Annotated in this window: 22 protein-coding genes; 8 read left to right on the top strand and 14 right to left on the bottom strand. The window is 71.2% G+C overall.

Going from position 1 to position 23,580, the window contains the following annotated elements:
• Positions 1 to 146: 146 nt before the first annotated feature.
• The 7 genes from ABZ622_RS07685 to pdhA form a co-directional block, all read right to left on the bottom strand.
• Complete coding sequence (locus tag ABZ622_RS07685; RefSeq protein ID WP_360541376.1) at positions 147 to 1,133, bottom strand: NAD(P)H-quinone oxidoreductase; 987 nt, start codon at positions 1,131 to 1,133, stop codon at positions 147 to 149.
• A gap of 185 nt (positions 1,134 to 1,318) precedes the next feature.
• Positions 1,319 to 2,461: a potassium channel family protein gene (locus ABZ622_RS07680; protein ID WP_360541374.1), complete on the bottom strand. Its 1,143-nt coding sequence runs from the start codon at positions 2,459 to 2,461 to the stop codon at positions 1,319 to 1,321.
• Positions 2,419 to 4,191 (bottom strand): molybdopterin molybdotransferase MoeA, encoded by a 1,773-nt coding sequence (locus ABZ622_RS07675; RefSeq protein WP_360541643.1) that lies wholly within the window; start codon positions 4,189 to 4,191, stop codon positions 2,419 to 2,421. The genes ABZ622_RS07680 and ABZ622_RS07675 overlap by 43 nt, the downstream gene beginning before the upstream one ends.
• Positions 4,192 to 4,478: 287 nt before the next feature.
• Entirely contained in the window at positions 4,479 to 5,333 is an 855-nt protein-coding gene (locus ABZ622_RS07670; protein WP_360541372.1) for an NTP transferase domain-containing protein, read from the bottom strand.
• A 109-nt stretch (positions 5,334 to 5,442) separates the two neighbouring features.
• Positions 5,443 to 6,915 (bottom strand): dihydrolipoamide acetyltransferase family protein, encoded by a 1,473-nt coding sequence (locus ABZ622_RS07665; protein ID WP_360541370.1) that lies wholly within the window; start codon positions 6,913 to 6,915, stop codon positions 5,443 to 5,445.
• A complete protein-coding gene (locus ABZ622_RS07660) occupies positions 6,915 to 7,946 on the bottom strand; it encodes an alpha-ketoacid dehydrogenase subunit beta (RefSeq protein WP_360541368.1) in 1,032 nt (343 codons plus the stop codon). Before ABZ622_RS07660 ends, ABZ622_RS07665 begins: the two co-directional genes overlap by 1 nt.
• Positions 7,943 to 9,106: a pyruvate dehydrogenase (acetyl-transferring) E1 component subunit alpha gene (pdhA, locus tag ABZ622_RS07655; protein WP_360541366.1), complete on the bottom strand. Its 1,164-nt coding sequence runs from the start codon at positions 9,104 to 9,106 to the stop codon at positions 7,943 to 7,945. The genes ABZ622_RS07660 and pdhA overlap by 4 nt, the downstream gene beginning before the upstream one ends.
• Positions 9,107 to 9,355: 249 nt before the next feature.
• On the opposite strand from pdhA, the gene ABZ622_RS07650 reads away from it, so the two are divergent.
• The gene (locus ABZ622_RS07650; protein WP_360541364.1) at positions 9,356 to 9,877 is read left to right on the top strand and encodes an Lrp/AsnC family transcriptional regulator; all 522 of its coding nucleotides are present in this window, start codon (positions 9,356 to 9,358) and stop codon (positions 9,875 to 9,877) included.
• A gap of 147 nt (positions 9,878 to 10,024) precedes the next feature.
• On the opposite strand, the gene ABZ622_RS07645 is transcribed toward ABZ622_RS07650, so the two are convergent.
• A complete protein-coding gene (locus tag ABZ622_RS07645) occupies positions 10,025 to 10,618 on the bottom strand; it encodes a TetR/AcrR family transcriptional regulator (protein ID WP_259930212.1) in 594 nt (197 codons plus the stop codon).
• A 123-nt stretch (positions 10,619 to 10,741) separates the two neighbouring features.
• Between ABZ622_RS07645 and paaN the strand changes: the two genes are divergently transcribed.
• The gene (gene paaN / locus ABZ622_RS07640; RefSeq protein ID WP_360541361.1) at positions 10,742 to 12,442 is read left to right on the top strand and encodes a phenylacetic acid degradation protein PaaN; all 1,701 of its coding nucleotides are present in this window, start codon (positions 10,742 to 10,744) and stop codon (positions 12,440 to 12,442) included.
• 136 nt (positions 12,443 to 12,578) lie between these two features.
• Here the strand turns inward: paaN and ABZ622_RS07635 are convergent, their stop codons facing one another.
• The 3 genes from ABZ622_RS07635 to ABZ622_RS07625 all read right to left on the bottom strand — a co-directional run bounded on the left by ABZ622_RS07635 (position 12,579) and on the right by ABZ622_RS07625 (position 15,360).
• Positions 12,579 to 13,265 (bottom strand): TrmH family RNA methyltransferase, encoded by a 687-nt coding sequence (locus ABZ622_RS07635; RefSeq protein ID WP_360541359.1) that lies wholly within the window; start codon positions 13,263 to 13,265, stop codon positions 12,579 to 12,581.
• Positions 13,266 to 13,348: 83 nt separating this feature from the next.
• Complete coding sequence (locus tag ABZ622_RS07630) at positions 13,349 to 14,602, bottom strand: HTTM domain-containing protein (protein ID WP_360541357.1); 1,254 nt, start codon at positions 14,600 to 14,602, stop codon at positions 13,349 to 13,351.
• Positions 14,599 to 15,360, bottom strand: coding sequence for a DUF5819 family protein (locus ABZ622_RS07625; RefSeq protein ID WP_360541355.1), 762 nt, complete (start codon positions 15,358 to 15,360; stop codon positions 14,599 to 14,601). The genes ABZ622_RS07630 and ABZ622_RS07625 overlap by 4 nt, the downstream gene beginning before the upstream one ends.
• A gap of 115 nt (positions 15,361 to 15,475) precedes the next feature.
• Here ABZ622_RS07625 and paaA point away from each other — a divergent pair, with 115 nt between their 5' ends.
• The 6 genes from paaA to ABZ622_RS07595 all read left to right on the top strand — a co-directional run bounded on the left by paaA (position 15,476) and on the right by ABZ622_RS07595 (position 20,340).
• Positions 15,476 to 16,480 carry a 1,2-phenylacetyl-CoA epoxidase subunit PaaA gene (gene paaA / locus ABZ622_RS07620; RefSeq protein ID WP_360541353.1) on the top strand — a complete coding sequence of 335 codons (1,005 nt, stop codon included), beginning with the start codon at positions 15,476 to 15,478 and terminating at the stop codon, positions 16,478 to 16,480.
• Positions 16,477 to 16,767: a 1,2-phenylacetyl-CoA epoxidase subunit PaaB gene (paaB, locus tag ABZ622_RS07615; RefSeq protein ID WP_093548044.1), complete on the top strand. Its 291-nt coding sequence runs from the start codon at positions 16,477 to 16,479 to the stop codon at positions 16,765 to 16,767. The genes paaA and paaB overlap by 4 nt, the downstream gene beginning before the upstream one ends.
• A complete protein-coding gene (gene paaC / locus ABZ622_RS07610) occupies positions 16,764 to 17,465 on the top strand; it encodes a 1,2-phenylacetyl-CoA epoxidase subunit PaaC (RefSeq protein WP_360541351.1) in 702 nt (233 codons plus the stop codon). The genes paaB and paaC overlap by 4 nt, the downstream gene beginning before the upstream one ends.
• Positions 17,459 to 17,965: a 1,2-phenylacetyl-CoA epoxidase subunit PaaD gene (gene paaD, locus ABZ622_RS07605; protein ID WP_360541349.1), complete on the top strand. Its 507-nt coding sequence runs from the start codon at positions 17,459 to 17,461 to the stop codon at positions 17,963 to 17,965. The genes paaC and paaD overlap by 7 nt, the downstream gene beginning before the upstream one ends.
• Positions 17,966 to 19,024, top strand: a complete 1,059-nt coding sequence (locus ABZ622_RS07600) for a 2Fe-2S iron-sulfur cluster-binding protein (protein ID WP_360541347.1) — start codon at positions 17,966 to 17,968, stop codon at positions 19,022 to 19,024. It abuts the gene before it with no gap.
• Between the two features lie 104 nt (positions 19,025 to 19,128).
• Complete coding sequence (locus ABZ622_RS07595; protein ID WP_360541345.1) at positions 19,129 to 20,340, top strand: acyl-CoA dehydrogenase family protein; 1,212 nt, start codon at positions 19,129 to 19,131, stop codon at positions 20,338 to 20,340.
• A gap of 164 nt (positions 20,341 to 20,504) precedes the next feature.
• Here ABZ622_RS07595 and ABZ622_RS07590 read toward each other — a convergent pair whose 3' ends face one another.
• The 3 genes from ABZ622_RS07590 to ABZ622_RS07580 are packed head-to-tail and all read right to left on the bottom strand — an operon-like array spanning position 20,505 to position 23,467.
• Positions 20,505 to 20,849 (bottom strand): rhodanese-like domain-containing protein, encoded by a 345-nt coding sequence (locus ABZ622_RS07590; RefSeq protein ID WP_360541343.1) that lies wholly within the window; start codon positions 20,847 to 20,849, stop codon positions 20,505 to 20,507.
• Between the two features lie 46 nt (positions 20,850 to 20,895).
• Positions 20,896 to 21,957, bottom strand: coding sequence for a J domain-containing protein (locus ABZ622_RS07585; RefSeq protein ID WP_360541341.1), 1,062 nt, complete (start codon positions 21,955 to 21,957; stop codon positions 20,896 to 20,898).
• 58 nt (positions 21,958 to 22,015) lie between these two features.
• Positions 22,016 to 23,467: a DUF2252 domain-containing protein gene (locus ABZ622_RS07580; RefSeq protein WP_360541339.1), complete on the bottom strand. Its 1,452-nt coding sequence runs from the start codon at positions 23,465 to 23,467 to the stop codon at positions 22,016 to 22,018.
• Positions 23,468 to 23,580 lie beyond the last annotated feature (113 nt).

Below are 23,580 nucleotides of genomic sequence, written 5' to 3'. Positions count from 1 at the left end.
GGGGGCAGGGCGAGGGCCGGGAACGGGAACGGGACGGAGGGCGGGACGGGGCGAGGGCAGGCCGGGAGCGGAGGCGGAACGGAGCCGAGGGGGCGGGCCGGTCCAGGCCCGGGCGTCAGCCCTTCGGGGCCTGGACCGGACGGGCGTCAGCCCTTCGGGGCCTGCAGCAGCACCTTTCCGACATGCGCGCTGGACTCCAGCACCCGGTGGGCCTCGGCGGCGTCCGGCATCGGCACGATACGGTCCACGACCGGCCGCACGACCCCGTCCGCGATCAGCGGCCAGACGTGCTCGCGCACGGCGGCGACGATGGCGGCCTTCTCGGCGAGCGGGCGGCCGCGCAGCGAGGTCGCAGTGATGGCGGCCCGCTTGTTCAGCAGGGCGCTCAGATTCAGCTCGCCCTTGACGCCACCCTGAAGGCCGATGATGGCCAGCCTGCCGTTGACGGCGAGCGTCTGCACATTCCGGTCGAGGTACTTCGCGCCGACGATGTCGAGAATGACATCCGCACCGGCACCGTCGGTCGCCTTGCGCAGTTCCTCGACGAAGTCCTGCTCCCGGTAGTCGATCAGGATGTCGGCCCCGAGTTCCGCGCAGCGCGCCAGCTTCTCCGGTCCCCCGGCGGTGACCGCGACCCGCGCGCCCACGGCCTTGGCGAGCTGGATCGCCATGGTGCCGATGCCGCTGGACCCGCCGTGCACCAACAGCGTCTCGCCGGGGCGCAGATGGGCCACCATGAAGACGTTGGACCAGACCGTGGCCGCCACCTCGGGCAGCGCCGCGGCCAGGGCCGGTTCGATGCCGTCCGGCACGGGCAGCAGCTGCCCGGCGGGCACCGCGACCTTCTCCGCGTACCCGCCGCCCGCGAGCAGCGCACACACCGCGTCGCCGACCGACCAGCCGGTTACGCCGGGCCCGATCGCCGAGATACGGCCCGAGCACTCAAGCCCGGGGTACGGGGACGCGCCGGGCGGCGGGTTGTAGAACCCCTGCCGCTGCAACACATCGGCGCGATTGACCGCGCTGGACACGACATCGACGAGGACCTCGCCCTCGCCGGCTACCGGATCGGGCACCTCGGCCCAGACGAGTGCTTCGGGGCCGCCCGGTTCAGGGATCGTGATCGCATACATGGCGCGAGGCTACTCCGTGGCAGATGAAGGACCACGAAGGACGCCGCACGGAGCGAGGCGGGCCGCATGTGGGGCGAGTCCGGCCGGGCAGGGCCGACCGGGCAGGTTCGTCTCGGCGGACGGGTTCGTCCCGGCGAACGCGAGACCAGATGGGCCGGGCCTCACGCGAGACTGGGTGGTCCGGATCAGTCGCGTGGGCGCGGCAGGCCGGTGGACGGGCCGTCCGACGGCGATGGGTTCGAGGCACGAACGATGGTGATCAGACGGTCCGTCAACTGCAACGGGCTGGCCGCCGGATCGTCGTAACCCAGCAGCCGGTGCCCCCGCAACACGCTGACCACGAGGTCCTCGGTCTCCCGGACGCTCTTGCCCACCTCGGCCTTTATCACCGGCCGTTCGACGAGATCGAGCCCGCTGCCCTGCTGGATCAGGTCTTCCATCACCGTGCCCGCGCTGGGGCTGAGGACCGAGAGGCCCAGCAACCGGCCCGCCGCACTGGCACTGGTGATCACCGCGTCGGCACCGGACTGCCGGAGCAACGGGGCGTTCTCCTCCTCGCGCACCGCCGCGACGATCTTCGCGCCACGGTTGAGCTGCCGGGCCGTCAGAGCCACCAGCACCGCCGTGTCGTCGCGCTGTGTCGCGATGATGATCTGACGCGCCTTCTGAAGCTCGGCCCGCAGCAGCACCTCGCTGCGCGTCGCATCGCCCACCACACCGACGAACCCCTCGGCATTGGCGATCTCAATCACCTTGGTCGCCGGGTCGACGATGACGATCTGTTCCTTCTTCAGGCCGGTGGCACACAGGGTCTGGATGGCCGAACGGCCCTTCGTCCCGAAGCCGACGACAACGGTGTGATCACGCAAGTTGGTTCTCCAACGCTTCAGCCGAAAGTCCTCGCGGGTCCGTTCGGTGAGGACCTCAAGAGTGGTGCCGACCAGGATGATCAGGAAGAGCACCCGCAGTGGCGTCACGAGCACCACATTGGTGAGCCGGGCTGCGTCCCCGTACGGCGTGATGTCGCCGTAGCCGGTGGTGGAGAGGGTGACCGTCGCGTAGTACACCGCGTCCAGCAGATCGACCTTGTCGTCGGCGGCATCGTGATATCCGCCACGGTCCATCCAGACGATCAGCACCGTCGCGGCAAGCACCAGCAGCGCCATCATCAGCCGCTTGGCGACCTGCCGCGCCGGTCCGTCGACGACCCTGCGCGGGAGCAGCACCCGTGTGGGTACGACATGCTCGTCAGCGCGCCTGGCCATCGCATCGTGGCCGGGAAGTTTCACGTGAAACACCCTTCCGTCCACGGCATCGCCGAGGCCCACGGTAGATCGAGGATCTCCACTTCGGTGCCGGACCGTACCCCGCCGGGCGGTACGACGGCCAGCCCATCGGCGGCAGCGATCCCACGGAGCATCGCAGGACCGTTGTAACGCAGCGGTACGACGTACTCTGCACCGCCCCCGGTTCCCGCGCCGCCGGCTCCTTCGCCGCCGCTGCCGTACCCGCCGGCCGACCACCTGTCAGCCGTGCTGCCCGCCCGGTGGACTACGGGCACCAGCCGGGTGTCGTGCGGGTGCCCGGGCACGTCGTCGCGTACGGCGACCCGGTACGGCGCCTCCGGCTCCCGGCCCGCCAGCCCGCGCAGAAGAGGCTCGGCGAGGGTGAGAAGCCCGGAAACGGCGGCCAGGGGGTTGCCCGGCAGCCCGACAAGATACGGGCCCACGTTCCGTGCCGCGCCCCGGCTCCGTGCCGCGCCTTGGCTGTCCGCCGAACCGTCCACTGGTTCCTCGTCCTTCTTGAGCCTGGCCAGCAGCATCGGGTGGCCGGGGCGGACGGCGACTCCGTCGACCAGCAACTCCGCCCCGATCTCGGCAAGGACCGGGTGGACATGGTCGACGGGGCCCGCAGCCGTACCGCCGGTGGTGATGACGAGGTCGGCGTCGGAGGTGGTGAGGGCGTGCCGCAGGGCGGCCGCGTCGTCGCCGAGCCGCTGCGGGGCCGAAACCTCGGCGCCCAGCGCACGCAGCCAGGGGCCGATCATCGGGCCGAGCGCATCACGGATCAGCCCGTCGTGCGGCAGACCGCCGGTCAGCAGTTCGTCGCCGAGCACGAGGACGTCGACGCGGGGCCGGGGCACCACGACGAGCGTGTCGTACCCGGCCGCGGCGGCCAGACCGAGAACAGCGGGCGTCACCGAGGCTCCGGCGGGCACGAGCCGTTCGCCGGCCCGGCACTCCTGGCCGCGGGGCCTGATGTCCTGTCCGGGGAGCACCTGATGTTCCGCGTGGAGCAGACCCGTCGCCCTGTCCACGCGAGCGTGTTCGCTGCGGATCACGGCGTTGGCGTCTACCGGAATGCGGGCGCCGGTGGCGATCCGTACGGCATCGCCGTCGGGGAGCGTGGCGGGCACGCTCCGCCCGGCGAGGATGCCCAGGTCCCGATTCGAGCCGGTCCCGGCTCGCGCCTCGGCGCCGGCCGCGTCCTCAGTTCCCGCCCCGGCCCCGGCGACCTCGCGAATGTTCCAGGGACCCGGTCCGGAGACGACCCATCCGTCCATGGCAGAGGTGTCGAAGGGCGGTAGATCGGTGAGTGCGACGAGCGGCTCGGCGAGTACGTGCCCGAGCGCCTGGCCGAGAGGAAGCCGACCGGTCCGGACCCCGACGGCCCGGGCGGCCGAGCCGGACTGCCCTGACTGCCCTGACTGCCCGAATCCTCCGGACCTCCCGGACCGAGCGGCCAGGGCACGGGCTTCCGGCCAGGAGGACGTGGGCCCGTGCCCATGTCGGCGCCTGTGCCCGCGCTCGCGCTCATGCTCGCGCTCGTGCCGGTCCTGCCCGGGGGCGGTGCCGGAGCCCCGGCCCGGAGCCGGCGAACGGGGCGCTTCCGTGGGTTCGGCCGCGGAATGGGCCGTGGAATCGGCCGTGGGTCCGCTCTCGGGGCAAGGGGGCGTCTCCGAAGAGTGCGACTGCTGCAACAGGGGCCCGGATTCCGTTTCTGCGGACCGCGGCCGATCCGTCGCGTGAGGCCACCCCTCGGGTCGGGGCCGACCCATCGGGCGGTGCTCACCGGACGGCCGGCTGCCGACCAGCGCGAGAGCCTGCTCGACGGCCCGTTCTTCCTCGGCCGCCCGCACCTCTTCCGGAGTCGGGCACCGCTCCCCGCCCCGAGGCCGGTCACGCACCGAAGACCCGAAACCTGCCACCGGCCCGGTGGCCGCCACCGGCCCCACGTCTGCCGCCGGCCCGGCACCCGCCACCGGCCCGGCGGCCAGCGCGGTCCCGGCGCCCGCCGAAGCGATGTCCGCAGTCGGAGGCCGGTCGGACCCGCCGCTGCCGGCGGTCATTGCGTCTCGTTCTCGTCCGCCCAGCGAAGGGCAAGTGCGGCAGCCTTCCGGGCGGCCTCGGCCACCGCCGTGGCGCTGTCCCCGTCGCCTTCGCTGCTCGCCATGGCCGCCGCGTACCCGACCAGAAAGGTCGTCAGCGGCGCGGCGGGCCGGGCGACACCGTGGGCGGCGTCACGGGCGAGGTCGAGCAGGACGCCGGTGTCGACGTCCAGCTCGATGCCGAGTTCGTTCTTGACTGCGGTGATCCATTCATCCAGCACGGCCCCATGCTCTCTGATGCGGGCCCGCGCCGACGCAATGTCCTCCCAGGTGTCGCAGTCGAAGGAGGCGAGCGGGTCGGCCGCCACCCGCGCAAGGTCGAGTTCGTGCGTCAGCAGACGCAGGGGCAGCCCGGCCAGACCGCCGTGCTCGGTGGCGAGCAGCGCGAGCTCACGGCGCAACGGCTCGGCACGGTAGACGGCAACGAGAGGCTGGTCGCGGCCCTCCTGATCTGTGCACAGAGCCCCGTCCCGCTGCCCTTCCCCGGCGGCGGCCAGCAGCGCTGCGACGGTCCCCGCCCCGAGGAACGGGAGGTCGGCGGAGAGCACGAGAACCCGTTCCGCCGTGGTCCGCCGGATCCCCGCGTCGAGCGCGGCCAACGGACCGCCGCCCCGAGGCTCTTCGTACGTCCAGATGACCGGCCGCACGGTGGACCGGCGCCCGCCCACCACCACCGTCGTCGACGCGTCGGCACAGGCCGCGAGCACCCGGTCGAGCAGCGCACGGCCCCCGACCCGGATCCCCGGCTTGTCGGCGCCGCCGAGCCGCTTGGCGGCCCCTCCGGCAAGAACGATGGCGTCATACACGGTCATGCATCCGAGTATGCGGGCCGCAGGCTTCCGTCGATCCGCCCGGTCGGCGATCGAGCCGATCGACCGGACCGGGCGGGGGGAGGAAACGGAAGCCTGCGGCAGCTCTCGCCTACAACGTGCGCAGCAGCACCGCCGGTTGTTCCACGCAGTCGGCTATGTAGCGCAGAAAGCCGCCCGCCGTGCCGCCGTCGCAGACCCGGTGGTCGAAGGTCAGCGAGAGCTGGACCACCTGTCGTACGGCCAGCTCCCCCTGGTGCACCCAGGGCTTGGGAACGATCCGGCCGACCCCCAGCATCGCCGCCTCGGGGTGGTTGATGATCGGGGTCGAACCGTCGACTCCGAACACCCCATAGTTGTTCAGCGTGAACGTCCCGCCGGTCAGCTCCGCCGGGGTCAGCCGCCCGGCCCGCGCCGCCTCGGTCAGCCGGGCGATCTCCGCCCCGATCGACTCGGCATTCCTGGCCTGCGCGTCCCGCACCACGGGAACGACCAGACCCCGCTCGGTCTGAGCCGCGAAACCGAGATGGACCTCCGGCAGCCGCACGATCTCCCGCGCTTCCAGGTCCACCGTGGAATTGAGCTCGGGGAACCGGGCCAGCGCCGCGGTGCAGATGCGCGCCAACAGTGCCAGCACCGACACCTTGGGGCCGGCAGCCGGACCGGCGACGCTGTTCATCGCGGCTCTGGCCGCCATCAGCTCGGTGGCATCGGCATCGACCCAGCACGTCGCGTCGGGGATCTCCCGCCGACTGCGCGAGAGCTTGTCGGCGACCGCGCCCCGTACACCGCGCAACGGAATCCGCTGTGCGGCCGAGCCCGCCACCGTACGGCCGGCCGACGGCGCCACCGACACGGAAACGGCCTCCGGCTCCGGAGCTGCCCCAGCCGCCGACGCCACGACCCCGGCCGGCAGCGGTGCGGACGTACCCGCCTCCAGCGCCCTGATCGCGGATTCGACATCGGCCCGCAGGATCAGCCCGTCCCGTCCGGAACCCGCCAACTTCCGCAGATCCAGATCATGCTGCCGCGCCAGCTTCCGTACCAGCGGGGACACCACGGCCACCGGCCCCGGCACCGCATCCGGCCCCGGATCGGGAGCCGCGACCGGAACAACCGGAGCCCGTGCCGGAACAGCCGCGGCCACCGCTGTGGGGCGAACCCGTCGACGACGCGCCACCGGTGCGCCCGTCCCGTACCCGACCAGCACATTGCCGGACGACTCCACCTCACCAGAACCGGTACCGGCCCCGCCCGAACCAGAACCGGTCCCGGCCCCGCCCGAACCGGAAGCGGAGGCAGCCCCCGCCCCCTCCTCCGACGGCCCGGCATCCGCCCCCACCGACACCGCTACCGTCAACAGTGGCGCCCCGACCGGAAGTTCCGAGCCCTCCTCACCGAACCGTGCGGTCACCACGCCCCCGTACGGGCACGGCACCTCCACCATCGCCTTGGCCGTCTCGACCTCGACGACCGGCTGGTCGATGGCGACGACATCGCCGACCTCCACCAGCCAGCGCACGATCTCCGCCTCGGTGAGCCCCTCGCCGAGGTCCGGCAGCTTGAATTCGAATACCTGGGGCATCAGCTCTCCGCCTCCCACTGCAAGCGGGCGACCGCGTCCAGCACCCGGTCCACACCCGGGAGGTGGTGCTTCTCCTGCATCGGCGGCGGATACGGAATGTCGAACCCGGCGACCCGCAGCACCGGCGCCTCCAGATGGTGGAAGCAGCGCTCGGTGACCCGGGCCGCAATCTCACCGCCCGGACCGCCGAAACCGGAGGACTCATGGACGACGACCGCACGCCCCGTACGCCGGACCGAAGCGGCAACGGTCTCGTCGTCGAACGGCACCAGTGAGCGCAGGTCCACGACCTCCAGGTCCCAGCCCTCCTCGACGGCCGCTTCCGCCGCCTCCATACAGACGGGCAGCGACGGCCCGTACGTGATCAGCGTCGCGCTGCGGCCCGACCGGCGAACCACGGCCCGGCCGATCGGCTCCACGGCCACCGGCGCCTCCGGCGACCAGTCCGCCTTCGACCAGTAGAGCCGCTTCGGCTCCAGGAACACCACCGGATCGTCGGAGGCGATCGAGGCCCTCAGCAGCCCGTACGCGTCCTCGACCGTGGCGGGCGTGACGACCTGGAGGCCGGGCGTCGCCATGTAGTACGCCTCCGAGGAGTCGCTGTGGTGCTCGACCCCGCCGATCCCGCCGCCGTACGGCACCCGGACCGTGATCGGCAGCGGCATGGCGCCGGCCGTCCGATTCCGCATCTTCGCAACATGGCTGATGAGCTGCTCGAACGCCGGATAGGCGAAGGCGTCGAACTGCATCTCCACCACGGGCCTCAGCCCGTACATCGCCATGCCCACGGCCGCCCCGAGAATGCCGGCCTCGGCCAGCGGAGTGTCCGTGCAGCGGTCCTCGCCGAACTCCCTGGCCAGGCCGTCGGTGATCCGGAAGACCCCGCCGAGCGTGCCGACGTCCTCACCGAGTACATGCACGGTCGGGTCCTGCGCCATCGAGTCGCGCAGCGCCCGCCCGAGCGCCTGCGCCATCGTGGCGGGCTTGGCCTTCGCCGTCCGCTCTCCGGCCGTCGCCGCTACGGTGGTCATCGCCCTTCCTCCACGTCGTCCTGGCCGTGCTGGTCCAGCTCGGCATTCAGCTCGACCCGCAACCTGGCTGCCTGCTCCCGCAGTTGTGCGGTCTGTTCCGCGTAGACATGGGCGAACAGGTCCATCGGGTCCAGCACCGGATCGGCGTTCATCCGCTCGCGCAGCGCCGCCGCCATCCGCTCCGCGGCCGCGCGCGCCTCCTCGATCGCCTCGTCGCCGAGCAGCCCCCGGCCCGTCAGCTCCCGCTCCAGAAGCTGGATCGGGTCGTGCGCGCGCCAGGCCTCCACCTCGCTGTCGACGCGGTAGCGGGTGGCGTCGTCGGCGTTCGTATGGGCGTCCATGCGGTACGTCACCGCCTCGACGAGCGTCGGCCCGCCGCCGCTCCGGGCCCGCGCCACCGCCTCACCGAGGACCTGGTGCACCGCGGCCGCGTCGTTCCCGTCCACCAGCCGGCCCGGCATCCCGTACCCCACGGCCTTGTGCGCCAGGGACGGGGCGGCGGTCTGCTTCGCCAGCGGCACGGAGATCGCGAAGCCGTTGTTCTGCACGAGAAAGACGACCGGGGCGCGCCAGACGGCCGCGAAATTCAGCGCCTCGTGGAAATCGCCCTCGCTGGTCCCGCCGTCGCCGACCATGGCGAGCGCCACCACGTCGTCACCCTTGAGGCGCGCCGCATGGGCAAGACCGACGGCGTGCGGCAGCTGGGTGGCCAGGGGCGTGCAGAGCGGCGCGATGCGGTGCTCGCGCGGGTCGTAACCGGTGTGCCGGTCGCCGCGCAGCAGCGTCAGGGCCTCGACCGGGTCCAGGCCGCGCGCCACCGCCGCAAGAGTGTCCCGGTAGCTGGGAAAGAGCCAGTCCCGCTCCTCCAGCACCAGCGCGGCCGCTATCTCGCAGGCCTCCTGCCCCGTGCTCGACGGGTAGACGGCGAGCCGGCCCTGCTTGGTGAGCGCGGTGGCCTGCGCGTTGTACCGCCGGCCGCGGACCAGCTCCGCGTAGAGCCTCAGCAGCAGCTCGGGGTCGGCATCGGCCACGGCGTCCGTACCGAGCACGCGATACGGCTCGGGGTCCGGGAGCAGCGGCGCGGGATCGGTGAGCGGCTTCCAGGCCGGGGGCGGCGTGGGCCGGTAAGCAGCCGCGCCGGGCAGCTCTTGGACCGTCATGACAAGCACCTCCTGGCATCGAGGGTTTTCGAGCGGCGTCTGTCGGCATCAGGGGATCGTCCGATGCCGAGGGGTGTCGAAATACTTCGAAATGTCGAGCGCTGTCCGAGGCGCGAGTGTGGGACGCCTCACCTACCGATTGTTCGGTCGCGAGCGCATTTTGGCTACAGGCACCTTCAGCCTGTGGACAAACGGTTCTCCACAGCCTGGGATAGAGGCAGGTCGTCCAGGACAGGGAGGCGGGGGCACATGTCAGCTGAACAAATGGCCGACGGGGGCGAGGATCCCGTGCGGCTACCGCCCGCGCGGCCGCTCGACGCCATCGATCGCGGCATCCTGCGGCTGCTCCAGACGGACGGCCGCGCCTCGATACGGTCGGTGGCCGACCGCGTCCACGTGTCCCGGGCCAACGCCTACGCCCGGATCAGCCGGCTCATCGACGACGGTGTGATCCGTGGCTTCACCGCGCGCGTGGACCATGAGCGGGCGGGGCAGGGAGCCTCCGCGTACATCACTCTCAAGATCGTCCAGAATTCCTGGCGCACGGTGCGCGAGGAGCTCCAGGCGCTGCCGGGGGCGACCCACATCGCGCTGGTCAGCGGCGACTTCGACGTCCTGCTGCTGGTGCACACCCAGGACAACAGGTCCTTGCGCGAACTGGTCCTGACGAAGATCCAGGCCATCCCGGAGGTGCTCTCCACTCGCACACTCCTGGTGTTCGAGGAGACGGACCTGACCCCGGGCACGGACAGGCCCACCGAGCTGAGCTGAGCGCGTCGTCTCGCAATCACCGAAGAATCGGTCCGTGCACCGAAGCACTGTCGCCCCGGTGTACGGACAGCCCGTCGTCGCCCCGGTGCACGGGCAGCCCGCCGCCCCGGCGCACGGGCGGCCTGCGACCGTCAATGGTTCAACGGTTCAACGACTGGAGCGCATCCCCTCGAAGGCCACGCGGACGAGCGTGTCCGCCAGGCGCTCGCCGTCGGCCCCGCCGTCGGGCAGCGGCCGGTACCACTCCACCAGGGAGTTGACCATGCCGAAGAGCAGCCGGGTCACCAGCCGTATGTCCACGTCGGAGCGGAGGTCGCCGTCCGCGACCGCAGCTCTGAGCAGATCGGTCACCCGGTGGTCGAACTCGCGCCGCCGCTCCATGGCCCAGCGCTCGGTCTTCGTATTGCCCCGCACCCGCAGCAGCAGCGTGACGTAGGGCAGTTCGGCTATCAGCACGTCGACGGTGCGGCGGGTGACGTACTCGACCCGCTCGATCGCACGCCCCTGAGTCGCCCCCGGCTCGTCGAGAATCCCGAAGAGCCCGTCCAGCGCACGGCTGACCGCGCGGCGCAGGAGCTCCTCCTTGCCCGCGACGTGGTGGTAGATGGACGACTTGGAGATGCCCGCCGCCTTGGAGAGGTGCTCCATGGACGTGCCGTCGTAGCCGCGCTCGTTGAAGACACGGACGGCAACGGTGAGCAGAGTCTCCGGGGTGTACGTGTCCCGCTTGGCCGTGGTCATGTCCGCGATCCTCCCCTACGAGTTGTCCACAGGTTTGGCGGGCCCCCTTGTCCCGACCGATCGTTCGGTTACTCTAACTCTGTCCGCCCGTCCCTGCCCAGCTCGATGAGGAGTTGGTCCGTCATGGCCGCCGAGCTCTCCCCGCAACTGCTGTCCGAGAAGCACCGCCCCACGCTCGACCAGGCCCTCGACGCGATCCGTACGCGCGCCTACTGGTCCCCGCACCCCGAGCATCCGAAGGCTTACGGCGAGGGCGGCGCCCCCGGCAGCCTGAGCGCCGCCGAGGGCAAGGCCGCATTCGACGCCGTGCTGAACACCCGGCTCGACTTCGGCCAGCCCGGCACCGACGGCTGGACGGGCGGAGAGGTCTCGCCGTACGGTCCGGAGCTCGGCGTCGAATATCCGCACGCCGACCTGGACGTCCTGCTTCCGGCGATGCGGGCGGGCATGCCCGCCTGGCGTGCGGCCGGCCCGGAGACCAGGGCCCTGGTCTGTCTGGAGATCCTCGCGCGGATCAGCGCCAGGACCCACGAGTTCGGTCTCGCCGTAATGCACACCAGCGGCCAGGCCTTCATGATGGCGTTCCAGGCGGGCGGCCCGCACGCCCAGGACCGCGGCCTGGAGGCGGTGACGTACGCGTACGAGGAGCAGATCCGCACCCCGCAGAATGCCGACTGGTCCAAACCGCAGGGCAAGCGCGACCCGCTCCAGCTGCAGAAGTCGTTCACCGCGGCCCCGCGCGGCATCTCGCTCCTGATCGGCTGCAACACCTTCCCCACGTGGAACGGCTACCCGGGCCTCTTCGCCTCCCTGGCCACCGGCAACCCCGTCCTGGTCAAGCCGCACCCCCGCGCCGTGCTTCCGCTCGCGCTCACGGTGCAGGTGGCCCGCGAGGTGCTCGCCGAGGCGGGCTTCGATCCCAATCTGGTCGCCCTGGCCGCCGAACGACCGGGCGAAGGCATCGCGAAGGCCCTCGCCCTCCGGCCCGAGATCCGGATCATCGACTACACCGGGTCGACCGCCTTCGGCGACTGGCTGGAGACCAACGCCCGCCAGGCCCAGGTCTACACGGAGAAGGCCGGGGTCAACACGATCGTCCTCGACTCCACTGACGACTACCGCGGCATGCTGTCCAACCTGGCGTTCTCCCTGTCCCTGTACAGCGGCCAGATGTGCACCACCCCACAGAACCTGCTGATCCCCCGGGACGGCATCACCACCGACGCCGGCGACAAGACGTACGACGAAGTGGTCGCCGACATCGCCGCCGCGGTCACCGGCCTGCTGGGCGACGACACCCGGGCGAACGCGCTGCTCGGCGCCCTGGTCAACCCCGACGTGAAGGCCCGTCTGGAGGCGGCCGCGGATCTCGGCGAAGTCGCCCTGCCCTCCCGCGAGGTGGCCAACCCGGAGTTCCCGGACGCCGTGGTCCGCACCCCCGTCGTCATCAAGCTGGACGCCACCAAGCCGGACGACGAGGAGCACTACCTGTCGGAGTGCTTCGGTCCGGTCGCCTTCGCGGTAGCGGTCGGCTCGACGGCCGACGCCGTGGAGCTGCTCCGCCGTACGGTCCGCGACCGGGGCGCGATGACGGTCGGCGCGTACACCACCTCACCGGAGGTGGAGCGCGCGGTGGAGGACGTCTGCCTGGACGAGTCGGCCCAGTTGTCGCTGAATCTGACCGGCGGGGTGTACGTCAACCAGACCGCGGCCTTCTCCGACTTCCACGGCTCGGGCGGCAACCCGGCGGCGAACGCGGCGCTGTGCGACGGAGCCTTCGTATCGAACCGCTTCCGCATGGTGGAGGTCCGCCGCCAGGCATAGCCACGGCCCCCTCGGCCCCGCTCCCCCTCGGCCTCCACGGCGCTCGGGGAGCAGGGACCCCGGGCAGCAGGGGCGCAGAGGCCAGGGGTCCAGGGGCCCGGGGCCCCTGGACCGGCCTGACCCCAAATGCGAGGCCCTAGCCGGGTTGTCCCGCCTCGGGGATCTCCGCGTACCGCTGTACCCACGCGTGCATGGCGATGGCGGCCGCGGCCCCCGCGTTGATCGACCGCGTCGAACCGAACTGCGCGATGGAGCACACCATCGCCGCGTGCTTGCGGGCCTCCTCGGTGAGTCCGGGCCCCTCCTGCCCGAAGAGCAGTACACAGCGCCGGGGCAGCTCGGTCCGCTCCAGCGGCACCGCCCCCGGCAGATTGTCGATCCCTATGATCGGCAGGCCCTCGGACGCGGCCCATGCGGTCAGCGACTCCGTGTCGGGATGGTGTCGCACATGCTGGTACCGGTCGGTGACCATCGCACCGCGCCGGTTCCAGCGCCGCCGCCCCACGATGTGGATCTCCTTGGCGAGAAAGGCGTTCGCGGTACGCACCACGGAGCCGATATTGAAATCGTGGCCCCAGTTCTCGACCGCGACGTGGAAGTCGTGGCGCCGCAGATCCAGATCGGCGACGATCGCCTCCCGGGTCCAGTACCGGTAGCCGTCGCCCACATTGCGCCGGTCGCCGTGGGCGAGCAGCTCGGGGTCGTACCGCGCGTCCACGGGCCAGGGCAGCGGGTGCGGCCCGACGCCGATCTCCGGTGCGAACCCGTCGTCGTACTGCACCGGTTCCCCGTCCGCACCGGGCCCCGCCGGTGCCGCGGACACGACGGGCACCTCAATCCCGGCGGCCCCCTCGGTCAACGATTCCCCGCCGCCACTGCCACTGCCCGTACTGCCGCTCTCACTGCTCACCCGACGAGCGTATGGCCCCCGTCGTCGCTGTGCTGCGGGGCCTCCTCGTCATCCTCGCCACGCCGCGGCCCGGGCACCTTGCTCCGGCCCGGGAACAGCAGCCCCCGGGCGAGGGTCACCCGGCCGCCGAGCCAGACCAGGAAGAGGGTCGGCAGGAAGACGGAGTCGGCGGCGATCATCGCCATGGAGAAGAAAGGCAGCCCGAGCAGCAGGGCGATGCCGGCGTGCTCCAACATCATGGCGACGAGCAGCACGTTCTTGACCCGCCGGTTGAAGAGGGTGAACGGAAAGGCGACCTGAACGATGACCGTGCCGTACGTGAGGACCATCACCATGACGCCGTTGGAGGCCAGGATGTCCGACAGTCCCGGCCAGGGCGTGAAGTAGTCGAGCTTGAGCGGGTAGTACAGCGCCGTGCCGTCCTGCCAGCGCGAACCCTGGATCTTGTACCACCCCGCGGTGGCGTAGATCAGACAGACCTCGGCCATGATCACGACGAGGGTCGCGTTGTGGGCGAGATTGGCGACGACATCGAGCAGGATCCGCGACTGGCTCCGCGGTGCGAAGCGGTTCACGACCCACCAGGCCCCCTCGCCGACCCACAGGAACCAGAGCAGGGTCGGCAGCCACCAGGTGCCGCCGAGCCCGTCCGTCACACTGGCGACGATCAGGACGAGGCCGAGGACCGCCCAGAGGACCGGACCGGCCACGTTCCCCCACACCGGGCGCCGCTGCCCGTCCGCCTCCGCCCGCTCCTGCCGTGCCGCCCGCCGGGCGTCCAGCGACCAGACCCGTCCGCACCGCGTGAGCACCAGATAGATCGCCATGAGGTGGATGACGTTGTCGCCGCCGTCGCCCATGAAGATGCTGCGGTTCTGCAGGGAGAGCACCCCGGCCATGAAGAGGACCGACATGGCGCGGGTGTGCCAGCCGACCATCAGCAGCGCCGCGGAGATCAGCGCGACCGCGTACACGATCTCGAACCAGACCGTGCTGTCCGACCACATGAGCGCGGTGAACGACTGGTTGCCGGATATGAGCTGCTGCGCCATATCCCAGCGCCACGGGGCGTCGGGGCCGTACATCTCGTGGCGGTGCGGCAGCTCGCGCAGCAGGAAGAACAGATAGGTGGCCGAGAAGCCGATCCGGATGACGGCACTCTGGTACTGGCCGAGGGCCGTGGAGGTGATGCGCTGGATACCGCGGGCGACCTTGTGGTCGATCTTGCGGTCGAGGACGGCAGCACTCACTTGTCCGCCCCCCGGGCGCTCTCGGGGAGGTCATCGGGAGTGACCGTCCACCACGGCAGTACCCGGTACGACGGCCGCGTACTGATCTTCTCCTCGCTCCACGCGGGCGCCGCGACGGACCGCACCTCGGAACGGACCTGGATGCGCTCGACGGTGCCGCCGTAGTCGTGTTCGCCGAGGCGGAGCATCACGATGCGGCGGATGTAGCGCTCGGAGAGCTGTCCGCGCAGGCCGTTGGCCCGGTTCTCGTTGTCGTGGGAGCTGAGGTAGAAGTCCCAGCCGCGGCGGAGTTCGTTCTGGTGGACGTGGCTGGGGAGGAGATTGCCGCGTATCGCCTTGCCGTCCTCACCGGAAAGACTCATCCAGGGGGTGGTGCGGCGGTCGTCCGCGCCTGATATCTCGGCCCGTACGTGAACGGCGATGTTCTGCTGGAGCGGATTCGGGGCGAAGAGCTTCCAGTTCTGCTCGAACTCGGGATAGACCCACTCGTCGACCGCTTCACCGTGCTGCTTGGTCAGGGTGTTGGAGGGTGCGACGTGCAGGAACACCATGACCAGCTGTCCACAGGCGACCAACCCGATGACCGACAGTGCGACCGCGGCAACGATCTGGTACGGAAGGGACAGTGCGGCCATCCCGGTACGAGGACCTGATTCCAGGGCCTGACCAGCACCGGAGGGCTCTTCCTCGCGCCGATCCGGCCCCGGCTCGGCGCTCCCGTCCCCGCTTTCGGAGCCCCTGTCGTCGTACGAATCCATCCCGCCCCGATCCCCGTCGATCCCCGGTCAGTTATCCACAGGGTTGACACCCTACGGGCCCCCGACTCACCATTGAAGACATTGAACCGAACGATCGGTCGGTAGGGAGCCCGGGATGGCGGCAGTGACTGCGGACCAGACAGCGCAGGCGGGAGCGGACAGGCCCGAAGGGGCGGACAAGGCCCTGAAGGCGGTGTTCGACGCCGCGGTGGCGGCGGACGAGCGCATCGAGCCACGCGACTGGATGCCCGATGCGTACCGGGCCTCGCTGGTCAGGCAAATGGCCCAGCATGCCCACTCGGAAATCATCGGCATGCAGCCGGAGGCCAACTGGATCTCGCGCGCGCCCTCGCTGCGCCGCAAGGCGATCCTCATGGCCAAGGTGCAGGACGAGGCGGGCCACGGGCTCTACCTGTACAGCGCGGCGGAGACTCTCGGCACCGGCCGCGAGGAGCTGCTCGACAAGCTCCACGCGGGCCGCCAGAGGTATTCATCGATCTTCAACTACCCGACGCTGACCTGGGCGGACGTCGGCGCGATCGGCTGGCTCGTGGACGGCGCCGCGATCACCAACCAGGTGCCCCTCTGCCGCTGCTCCTACGGCCCCTACGCCCGGGCGATGGTCCGCATCTGCAAGGAGGAGTCCTTCCACCAGCGCCAGGGGTACGAGCTGCTGCTCACCCTCAGCAACGGCACCCCGGCGCAGCACGAGATGGCACAGGACGCGGTGAACCGCTGGTGGTGGCCGTCCCTGATGATGTTCGGGCCGCCGGACGACGCTTCGGCCCACTCGGCGCAGTCGATGACCTGGAAGATCAAGCGGCATTCCAACGACGAGCTGCGACAGCGCTTCGTGGACATCTGTGTCCCGCAGGCCGAGGCGCTGGGGCTCACCCTCCCGGACCCGGACCTCCGGTGGAACGAGGAGCGCGGACAGCACGACTTCGGCGCGATCGACTGGAAGGAGTTCCAGGAGGTCCTCAAGGGCAACGGCCCGTGCAACGAACAGCGCCTCACCCAGCGCCGCCGGGCGCACGAGGAGGGCGCCTGGGTCCGGGACGCGGCGGTTGCCTACGCCGAGAAGCACACAGCAGCGAGGAACGGGGAGGCGACAGCATGAGCAGCTCGACCGAATGGCCACTGTGGGAGGTGTTCGTGCGTTCCCGCCGCGGTCTTTCCCACACCCACGCCGGCAGCCTGCACGCCCCGGACGCGGAGATGGCCCTGCGCAACGCGCGCGATCTGTACACCCGCCGTTCCGAGGGCGTCTCGATCTGGGTGGTCCCGTCCGCACAGGTCACGGCCTCTTCCCCGGACGAGAAGGACTCCTTCTTCGAGCCGGCCGGCGACAAGCCGTACCGGCATCCGACGTTCTACGAGATCCCGGAAGGGGTGAAGCACCTGTGACCGCGGCCCTCGCCCTGGGCGACGACGCGCTGGTGCTCTCGCACCGGCTGGGGGAGTGGGCGGGCCATGCGCCCGTGCTGGAAGAAGAAGTGGCGCTGGCCAACATCGCCCTAGACCTGCTGGGCCAGGCCCGGCTGCTGCTCTCCATGGCCGGTGACGAGGACGAGCTGGCCTACCTGCGCGAGGAACGTGCCTTCCGCAACGTCCAGCTGGTCGAGCAGCCGAACGGCGACTTCGCCCACACCATCGCCCGCCAGCTCTATTTCTCCGCCTACCAGCGGCCGCTGTACGAACAGCTGGCCTCGGGCGGGAGCGCGTTCGCCGGTCTGGCGGCGAAGGCCGTCAAGGAGGTCGCGTACCACCATGACCACGCGGAGCACTGGACACTGCGGCTCGGCGACGGCACGGACGAGAGCCACGACCGGATGCAGCGCGGCGTGGACGCCCTCTGGCGGTTCACCGACGAGCTGTTCGAACCCGTCGAGGGGCTGGAGATCGACTGGCAGTCGCTGCGGAGCGACTGGCTGGAGTCCGTCTCCGCGGTGCTGGACCGGGCCACGCTGACGCTGCCGGCCGGTCCGCAGTCCGGGGCGTGGACGGCGGGTGCGGGGCGCCAGGGCATCCATACGGAACCCTTCGGCCGCATGATCGCCGAGATGCAGCATCTGCATCGCAGCCACCCGGGGGCGTCATGGTGACCGAGACGCTCCTGGAGGAGGAGCTGCACCGCCTCGCAGGCTCCGTGCCCGACCCCGAACTGCCGGTGCTGACCCTGGACGAGCTGGGCGTGCTCCGGGGCGTGGAAGTCCTCGCCCCCGGCAGGGTCACCGTGCGCCTGACCCCGACCTACACGGGCTGCCCCGCGATCGAGGCCATGTCCGCGGACATCGAGCGGGTGCTGCACGACCACGGCATACCGGAGGTCTCCGTGGTCAAGGTGCTCTCACCGGCCTGGTCCACGGACGACATCAGCGCGGAAGGACGGCGCAAGCTGGCGGAGTTCGGCATAGCGCCCCCACGCCCGCACGACGTCACGGCCCCCGCGGGCGGCCCGGTGCCGCTCACACTCTCGGTGCGCTGCCCGCACTGCGGCTCGACCGACACGGAGCTGCTGAGCCGGTTCTCCTCCACCGCGTGCAAGGCGCTGCGCCGTTGCGTGACGTGCCGCGAACCGTTCGACCACTTCAAGGAGTTGTAGATGTTCCATCCGCTCCGGGTCCGCACCGTCGAACGGCTCACGGACGACTCTGTGGCCGTCACCCTCGCCGTGCCGCCCGAGTTGCGTGAGACCTTCCGCCACAGGCCCGGCCAGCATCTCAATGTGCGGTACACGGTCGACGGCGAGGAGATCCGCCGCTCGTACTCGATCTGCTCCCCGGCAGTCGAGGAGCCGGCCGATCCGGTGCTGCGGGTGGGCATCCGGCTCGTCGACGGCGGCGCGTTCTCCACGTACGCCCTGAAGGAACTCGCCGTCGGTGATGTGGTCGAGGCGATGTCCCCGATGGGCCGCTTCGTGCTGGAGCCCCGCGCCGGGCGCTTCGCCGCGATCGTCGGAGGCAGCGGGATCACGCCGGTGCTGTCGATCGCGGCCACGCTGCTGGCGCGGGAGCCCGACGCCCACTTCTGCCTGATCCGCAGCGACCGGACAGCGCTGTCGACGATGTTCCTGGACGAGGTCGCCGACCTCAAGGACCGCTATCCGGACCGGTTCCAGCTGGTCACGGTGCTCTCCCGGGAGGAGCAGCAGGCGGGTCTTCCCTCCGGCCGGCTGGACCAGGACCGTCTCACCGGGCTGCTGCCCGCGCTGCTTCCGACGGCCGAGGTGGACGGCTGGTATCTCTGCGGGCCGTTCGGGCTGGTCCTGGCCGCGGACCGGGCACTGCGCGGCCTGGGTGTCGACCGGACCCGCGTCCACCAGGAGATCTTCCATGTGGACGACGGCCCGAGCGCGTCCGCCCGCCCCCGGATCGAATCACCGGCCCACAGCAGACTCACCGCGACCCTGGACGGCCGCTCCGGCACCTGGCCCGTGGAGGAGGGCGAATCGCTGCTGGAGACCGTGCTGCGCAGCCGTGCCGACGCACCGTACGCCTGCAAGGGCGGGGTGTGCGGGACCTGCCGGGCGTTCCTGGTCTCGGGCGAGGTGCGGATGGACCGCAACTTCGCGTTGGAGCCCGAGGAGACGGGCGCCGGCTATGTGCTGGCGTGCCAGTCGCATCCGGTCACGCCGGAGGTGGAGCTCGACTTCGACCGCTGACCGACGTCGTCGCCTCTCCTCCCGTGTTCCCTTCTCATAGAACCTGTTCTATCTTGACGGTCCGTCAGATTCGAGCGGGCGTCGGTCAACGGGAGGCAGGGACAGTGGACTTCACCTTCACCGAGGAACAGCAGGCGGCCGCGGAGGCAGCGCGCGCGGTCTTCTCGGGAGTCGTACCGGACGGGGTTCCCAGCCCCGCTCTGGTGCCGGGCGCGGTGGCCGAGGACATCGACCGCCCGCTGTGGGCCGGGCTCGCGTCGAGCGACCTGCTGAGCCTGACGCTGCTGCCCGAGCACGGGGGTGCCGGGCTCGATCTCGTCGCGCTGTGCCTGGTGTTGCGCGAGTCCGCCAAGGTGCTCGCGAGAGTGCCGCTGCTGGAGACGTGCGCGGTCGCGATGGCGCTCCAGCGGTACGGAGACCCGCGGCTGACCGCCGAGTTGCTGCCCCGGATCGGCCGGGGCGAGCTGGTCCTCACCGCCGGGTCCAACGGCCGCTCCGGCCACGATCCGGCCGAACTCGCCGTCAAGGCCCGCCGTAGGGCGAGGACGGGAACCGCCGGGAAGGACACGGCCCCGGACATGGCCACGGGCGGGGCCGTCACCGCCCCTGCCAGTGCCGCTGGTGGCTGGGTGCTCGAAGGGATGCAGTCAGCGGTGCCGTGGGCGCAGGCGGCGGACTGGATCGCGATTCCGGCCCACACGGACGAGGGCCGGGCGGTCGTCGCCCTGGTGCGGCCCGCCCAGGACGGCGTCACCCTGGCCGAGCAGGTCTCCACCAGCGGCGAACGGTTCGCCGAGGTCCGGCTGGAGTCGGTACGTATCGACGACCGCGCACTGATCGACGGCGCCGGGGCCTGGGAGTGGCTGCGCGCGATCCTCACCACCGGGACGTGCGCGCTCGCACTGGGCCTGGGTGAGGCCGTGCTCGCCATGACGAGCCAATACACCGGCAAACGCGAGCAGTTCGGCTTCCCGGTGGCAACGTTCCAGTCCGTCGCGGTACAGGCGGCGGACCGGTACATCGACCTGCGCGCCATGGAAGTGACGCTCTGGCAGGCGGCCTGGCGGATCTCCACCGGGGCCGCCGGGGCGCTGCCTGCCGAGGGCGACACAGCGGTGGCGAAGATCTGGGCATCGGACGGCATCCGCCGCGTCGTGCAGACGGCACAGCATCTTCACGGCGGTTTCGGCGCGGACACGGACTACCCGCTGCACCGCTTTCACGCCTGGGCGAAGCAGATCGAGCTGTCCCTCGGACCGGCGGCGGCACACGAGGAGGCACTGGGCGACCTTCTGGCCGCGCACCTGCTCGACTGACCCGGTCGAACGACAGGCAGCCCGCCCGAAAGCCCACCCGGCAGCCGGCCAACAGCCGATCTACAACGGGGCCGCTCCGGCCGGCGCCGCCCCGGTCGGAAGCGCCCCGGCCGGAACGGGTCAGCAGCGCGGAACGGGTCAGCAGCCCGGAACAGCTCTCCGGCTCAGAGCACGAAGGCCGGGGCGCCGCCGTCCGTGACCATCGGGCGTCCGGCGCCGTCCCAGGCGAGCATCCCGCCATCGATGTTCACGGCGTCGATGCCCTGCTGCACCAGGTACTGGGTGACCTGGGCCGACCGGCCACCGACCCGACACATGACGTGCACGCGCCGGCCGTCGTCGGCGGCCTCGGTCAGCTCACCGAAACGGGCCACGAAGTCGCTCATCGGGATGTGCAGGGCGCCCTCGACGTGCCCGGCCACCCATTCGTTGTCCTCCCGGACGTCCAGCACGAAGCCGTCCGACGGCACCGCCGCGACGTCCACCGAGGGCAGCGGGGCGAAATTCATGGGTCATGCCTTCTCTCGTACGTACGCTCCAGAGTCACCCGGAACGCTACTGCACCATGCCCGCCAGCTCGGCCTCGCGCTGTACGACCTCGCCCAGCAACTGCTCGGCGATCTCGTCGAGCAGCCGGTCCGGATCGTCCGGCGCCATCCGCAGCATGGACCCGATCGCACTCTCCTCCAGCTCCTGGGCGAGCACCGTCAGAAGCTCCTTGCGCTGGGTCAGCCAGTTCAGCCGGGCGTAGAGCTCCTCGCTCTCGCTGAGCTCCGTCTCCGGGGCCGCCGGGCCCGCCGCCCATTCCTGCGCCAGCTCCATCAGGAGCGCCTCGTCCCCCCGCCCGTACGCGGCGTTCACCCGAGCGATGAACTCGTCCCGGCGGGCCCGCTCCGTCTCGTCCTGTGCCAGGTCCGGGTGGGCCTGGCGCGCCAGGTCGCGGTAGAGCTTGCGCGCCTCCTCGGTCGGCCGGACCCGCTTGGGCGGCCGGACCGGCTGCTCGGTCAGCATCGCCGCAGCCTCGGGGGACAGCCCGTCGGAGTCGATCCAGTCGTGGAACAGCTCCTCGACACCCGGCATCGGCATCACGACCGCCCGGGCCTCCTGCGCCTTGCGGATGTCCTCCGGGTCGCCCGTCCTGGCCGCCCGGGCCTCCGCGATCTGTGCGTCGAGCTCATCGAGACGGGTGTACATGGGCCCGAGCTTCTGGTGATGGAGCCGGGAGAAGTTCTCCACCTCGACCCGGAAGGTCTCCACCGCGATCTCGAACTCGATCAGCGCCTGCTCCGCCACCCGAACCGCCCTCGCGAGCCGAGCCTCGGGCCGCTCCCCCTCGGCACGGCCGCCCGTCCCACCACCGTCGGCACCGGTCTCCGACCCGCCGGCGTCCCCGCCCACCAACCCACCGGCGGCCGCATCGGCGGCCCCGTCCCCGGCGCTGCTCGCAGCGGAGCCGGAACCACCATCGGCACCGGCCGGTCCGTGCTGCTCGAACGGCTCGCCCTGCCCCTGCTGCTCAAGCTGCTCGTTCGGGGCATGCTGCTCGCGCTGCCGGTCGTTGTCCTGCCGGTCATCGTCGTTCCGGGTGGTCGGCACCCCGGCGGCTTCGTGGGTCACCCGTCCAGCGTATGGCCACCTTCCACGTCCCGAGGACGCGCGGTCGGCCCGATGCCCCTCAGACGCCCAGTTCGGCGGCTATCCGCCCCGATCCGACGGCCCTCACCAGCTCGGCGTGATCCGCCTCCGTACGGTCCGCGTAGGTGACCGCGAACGCGGCCACCGCCTCGTCCAATTCCTCGTTCTTGCCGCAGTAGCCCGCGATCAGCCGGGGATCCGCGGTGTGCGCATGGGCCCGCGCCAACAGCGCACCGGTCATCCGGCCGTAGTCGTCGACCTGGTCGGCCGCCAGCGCCGCCGGATCCACGCTGCCCTTGCGGTTCCTGAACTGCCGGACCTGGAACGGGCGCCCGTCCACCGTCGCCCAGCCCAGCAGGATGTCGCTGACCACCTGCATCCGCTTCTGCCCGAGCACCACCCGGCGCCCCTCGTGCGCCACCTCCGGCACATCGAAGCCGGCCGCCGGCAAGTGCGGCGCCAGCACGGAGGGCCGAGCCTCCTTCACCTGGAGCACCAGGGGCTCGCCGCGGTGATCGAGCAGGAGCACCACATACGACCGGGTGCCGACGCTCCCGGTACCGACCACCCGGAACGCCACGTCGTGGATCGCGTACCGGGCAAGGAGCGGAATCCGGTCTTCCGAGAGCGTGCCCAGATAGTCGCCGAGCCCCGCCGCGACCGCCGCGGCCTCCTCGTCCGGCACCCGCCGCAGCACCGGCGGCGCGTCCATGAAGCGGCGTCCGCCGTCCCCGGAGTCCTCGGTGGACTTGGCCGCGAAGCGGGCACTGGTGTTGTTGCGGGCCTTCTCCGAGACCCGCTCCAGGGTGCCCAGGAGATCCCGCGCATCCGTGTGCGAGACCAACTCCTCGTCCGCGATGGCGTTCCAGGCATCGAGCGCGGGCAACTTGGCCAGCAGCCGCATCGTCCGCCGGTACGCGCCCACCGTGTCGTACGCGCCCTGCCGGCAGGTGTCCTCGTCCGCCCCGGCCTCGCGCCCCGCGAGCACCAACGAGGTGGCCAGACGCTTGAGGTCCCACTCCCACGGGCCGTACACGGTCTCGTCGAAATCGTTGAGATCGATGACCAGGCTGCCCCTCGCATCGCCGTACAGCCCGAAGTTGGCCGCGTGCGCATCGCCGCAGAGCTGGGCGCCCACCCCGCTGACCGGTGTGCCCACCAGGTCATGGGCCATCAGCCCGGCCGAACCGCGCAGGAAGGCGAAGGGCGTGGCCGCCATCCGCCCCACCCGGATCGGGGCGAGAGCGGGCACTCTGTCCCGGCTCGACTCCTCGACCGCCCGCACCGCATCGGGCCGCCCGGCCGGCAGGTCCAGAAACGCGTGCGAGGCCCTGGGCACCCGCTCCCGCATCCCCTTGCCCACCGCCCTCGGCGACCGCGCCGCGCCCCCGCCCGCCGCAGTCGCCCGCCGCGCGAATCCGGGCACGACCGGAATCCGCGGAACACCCGTCACGGCCCGCTGGACCGGCACTGTCGCTTCGATGTCACCCATGGCGCGCAGCCTCCCCCGCTCTCGCCCTGCGCTTCCGGCCCGACGCCCTGTCGCAGATCAATTGCGACGAAGGTACCGCCGTCGACCGGAAACCGTCTGCCCCTGTGGAAAAC

The organism is Streptomyces sp. NPDC007164 (assembly GCF_040634135.1).
Lineage (GTDB): Bacteria > Actinomycetota > Actinomycetes > Streptomycetales > Streptomycetaceae > Streptomyces > Streptomyces sanglieri.
The sequence above is the reverse complement of the archived record's forward strand: the minus strand, read 5'-3'. Positions and strand labels throughout refer to the sequence as shown.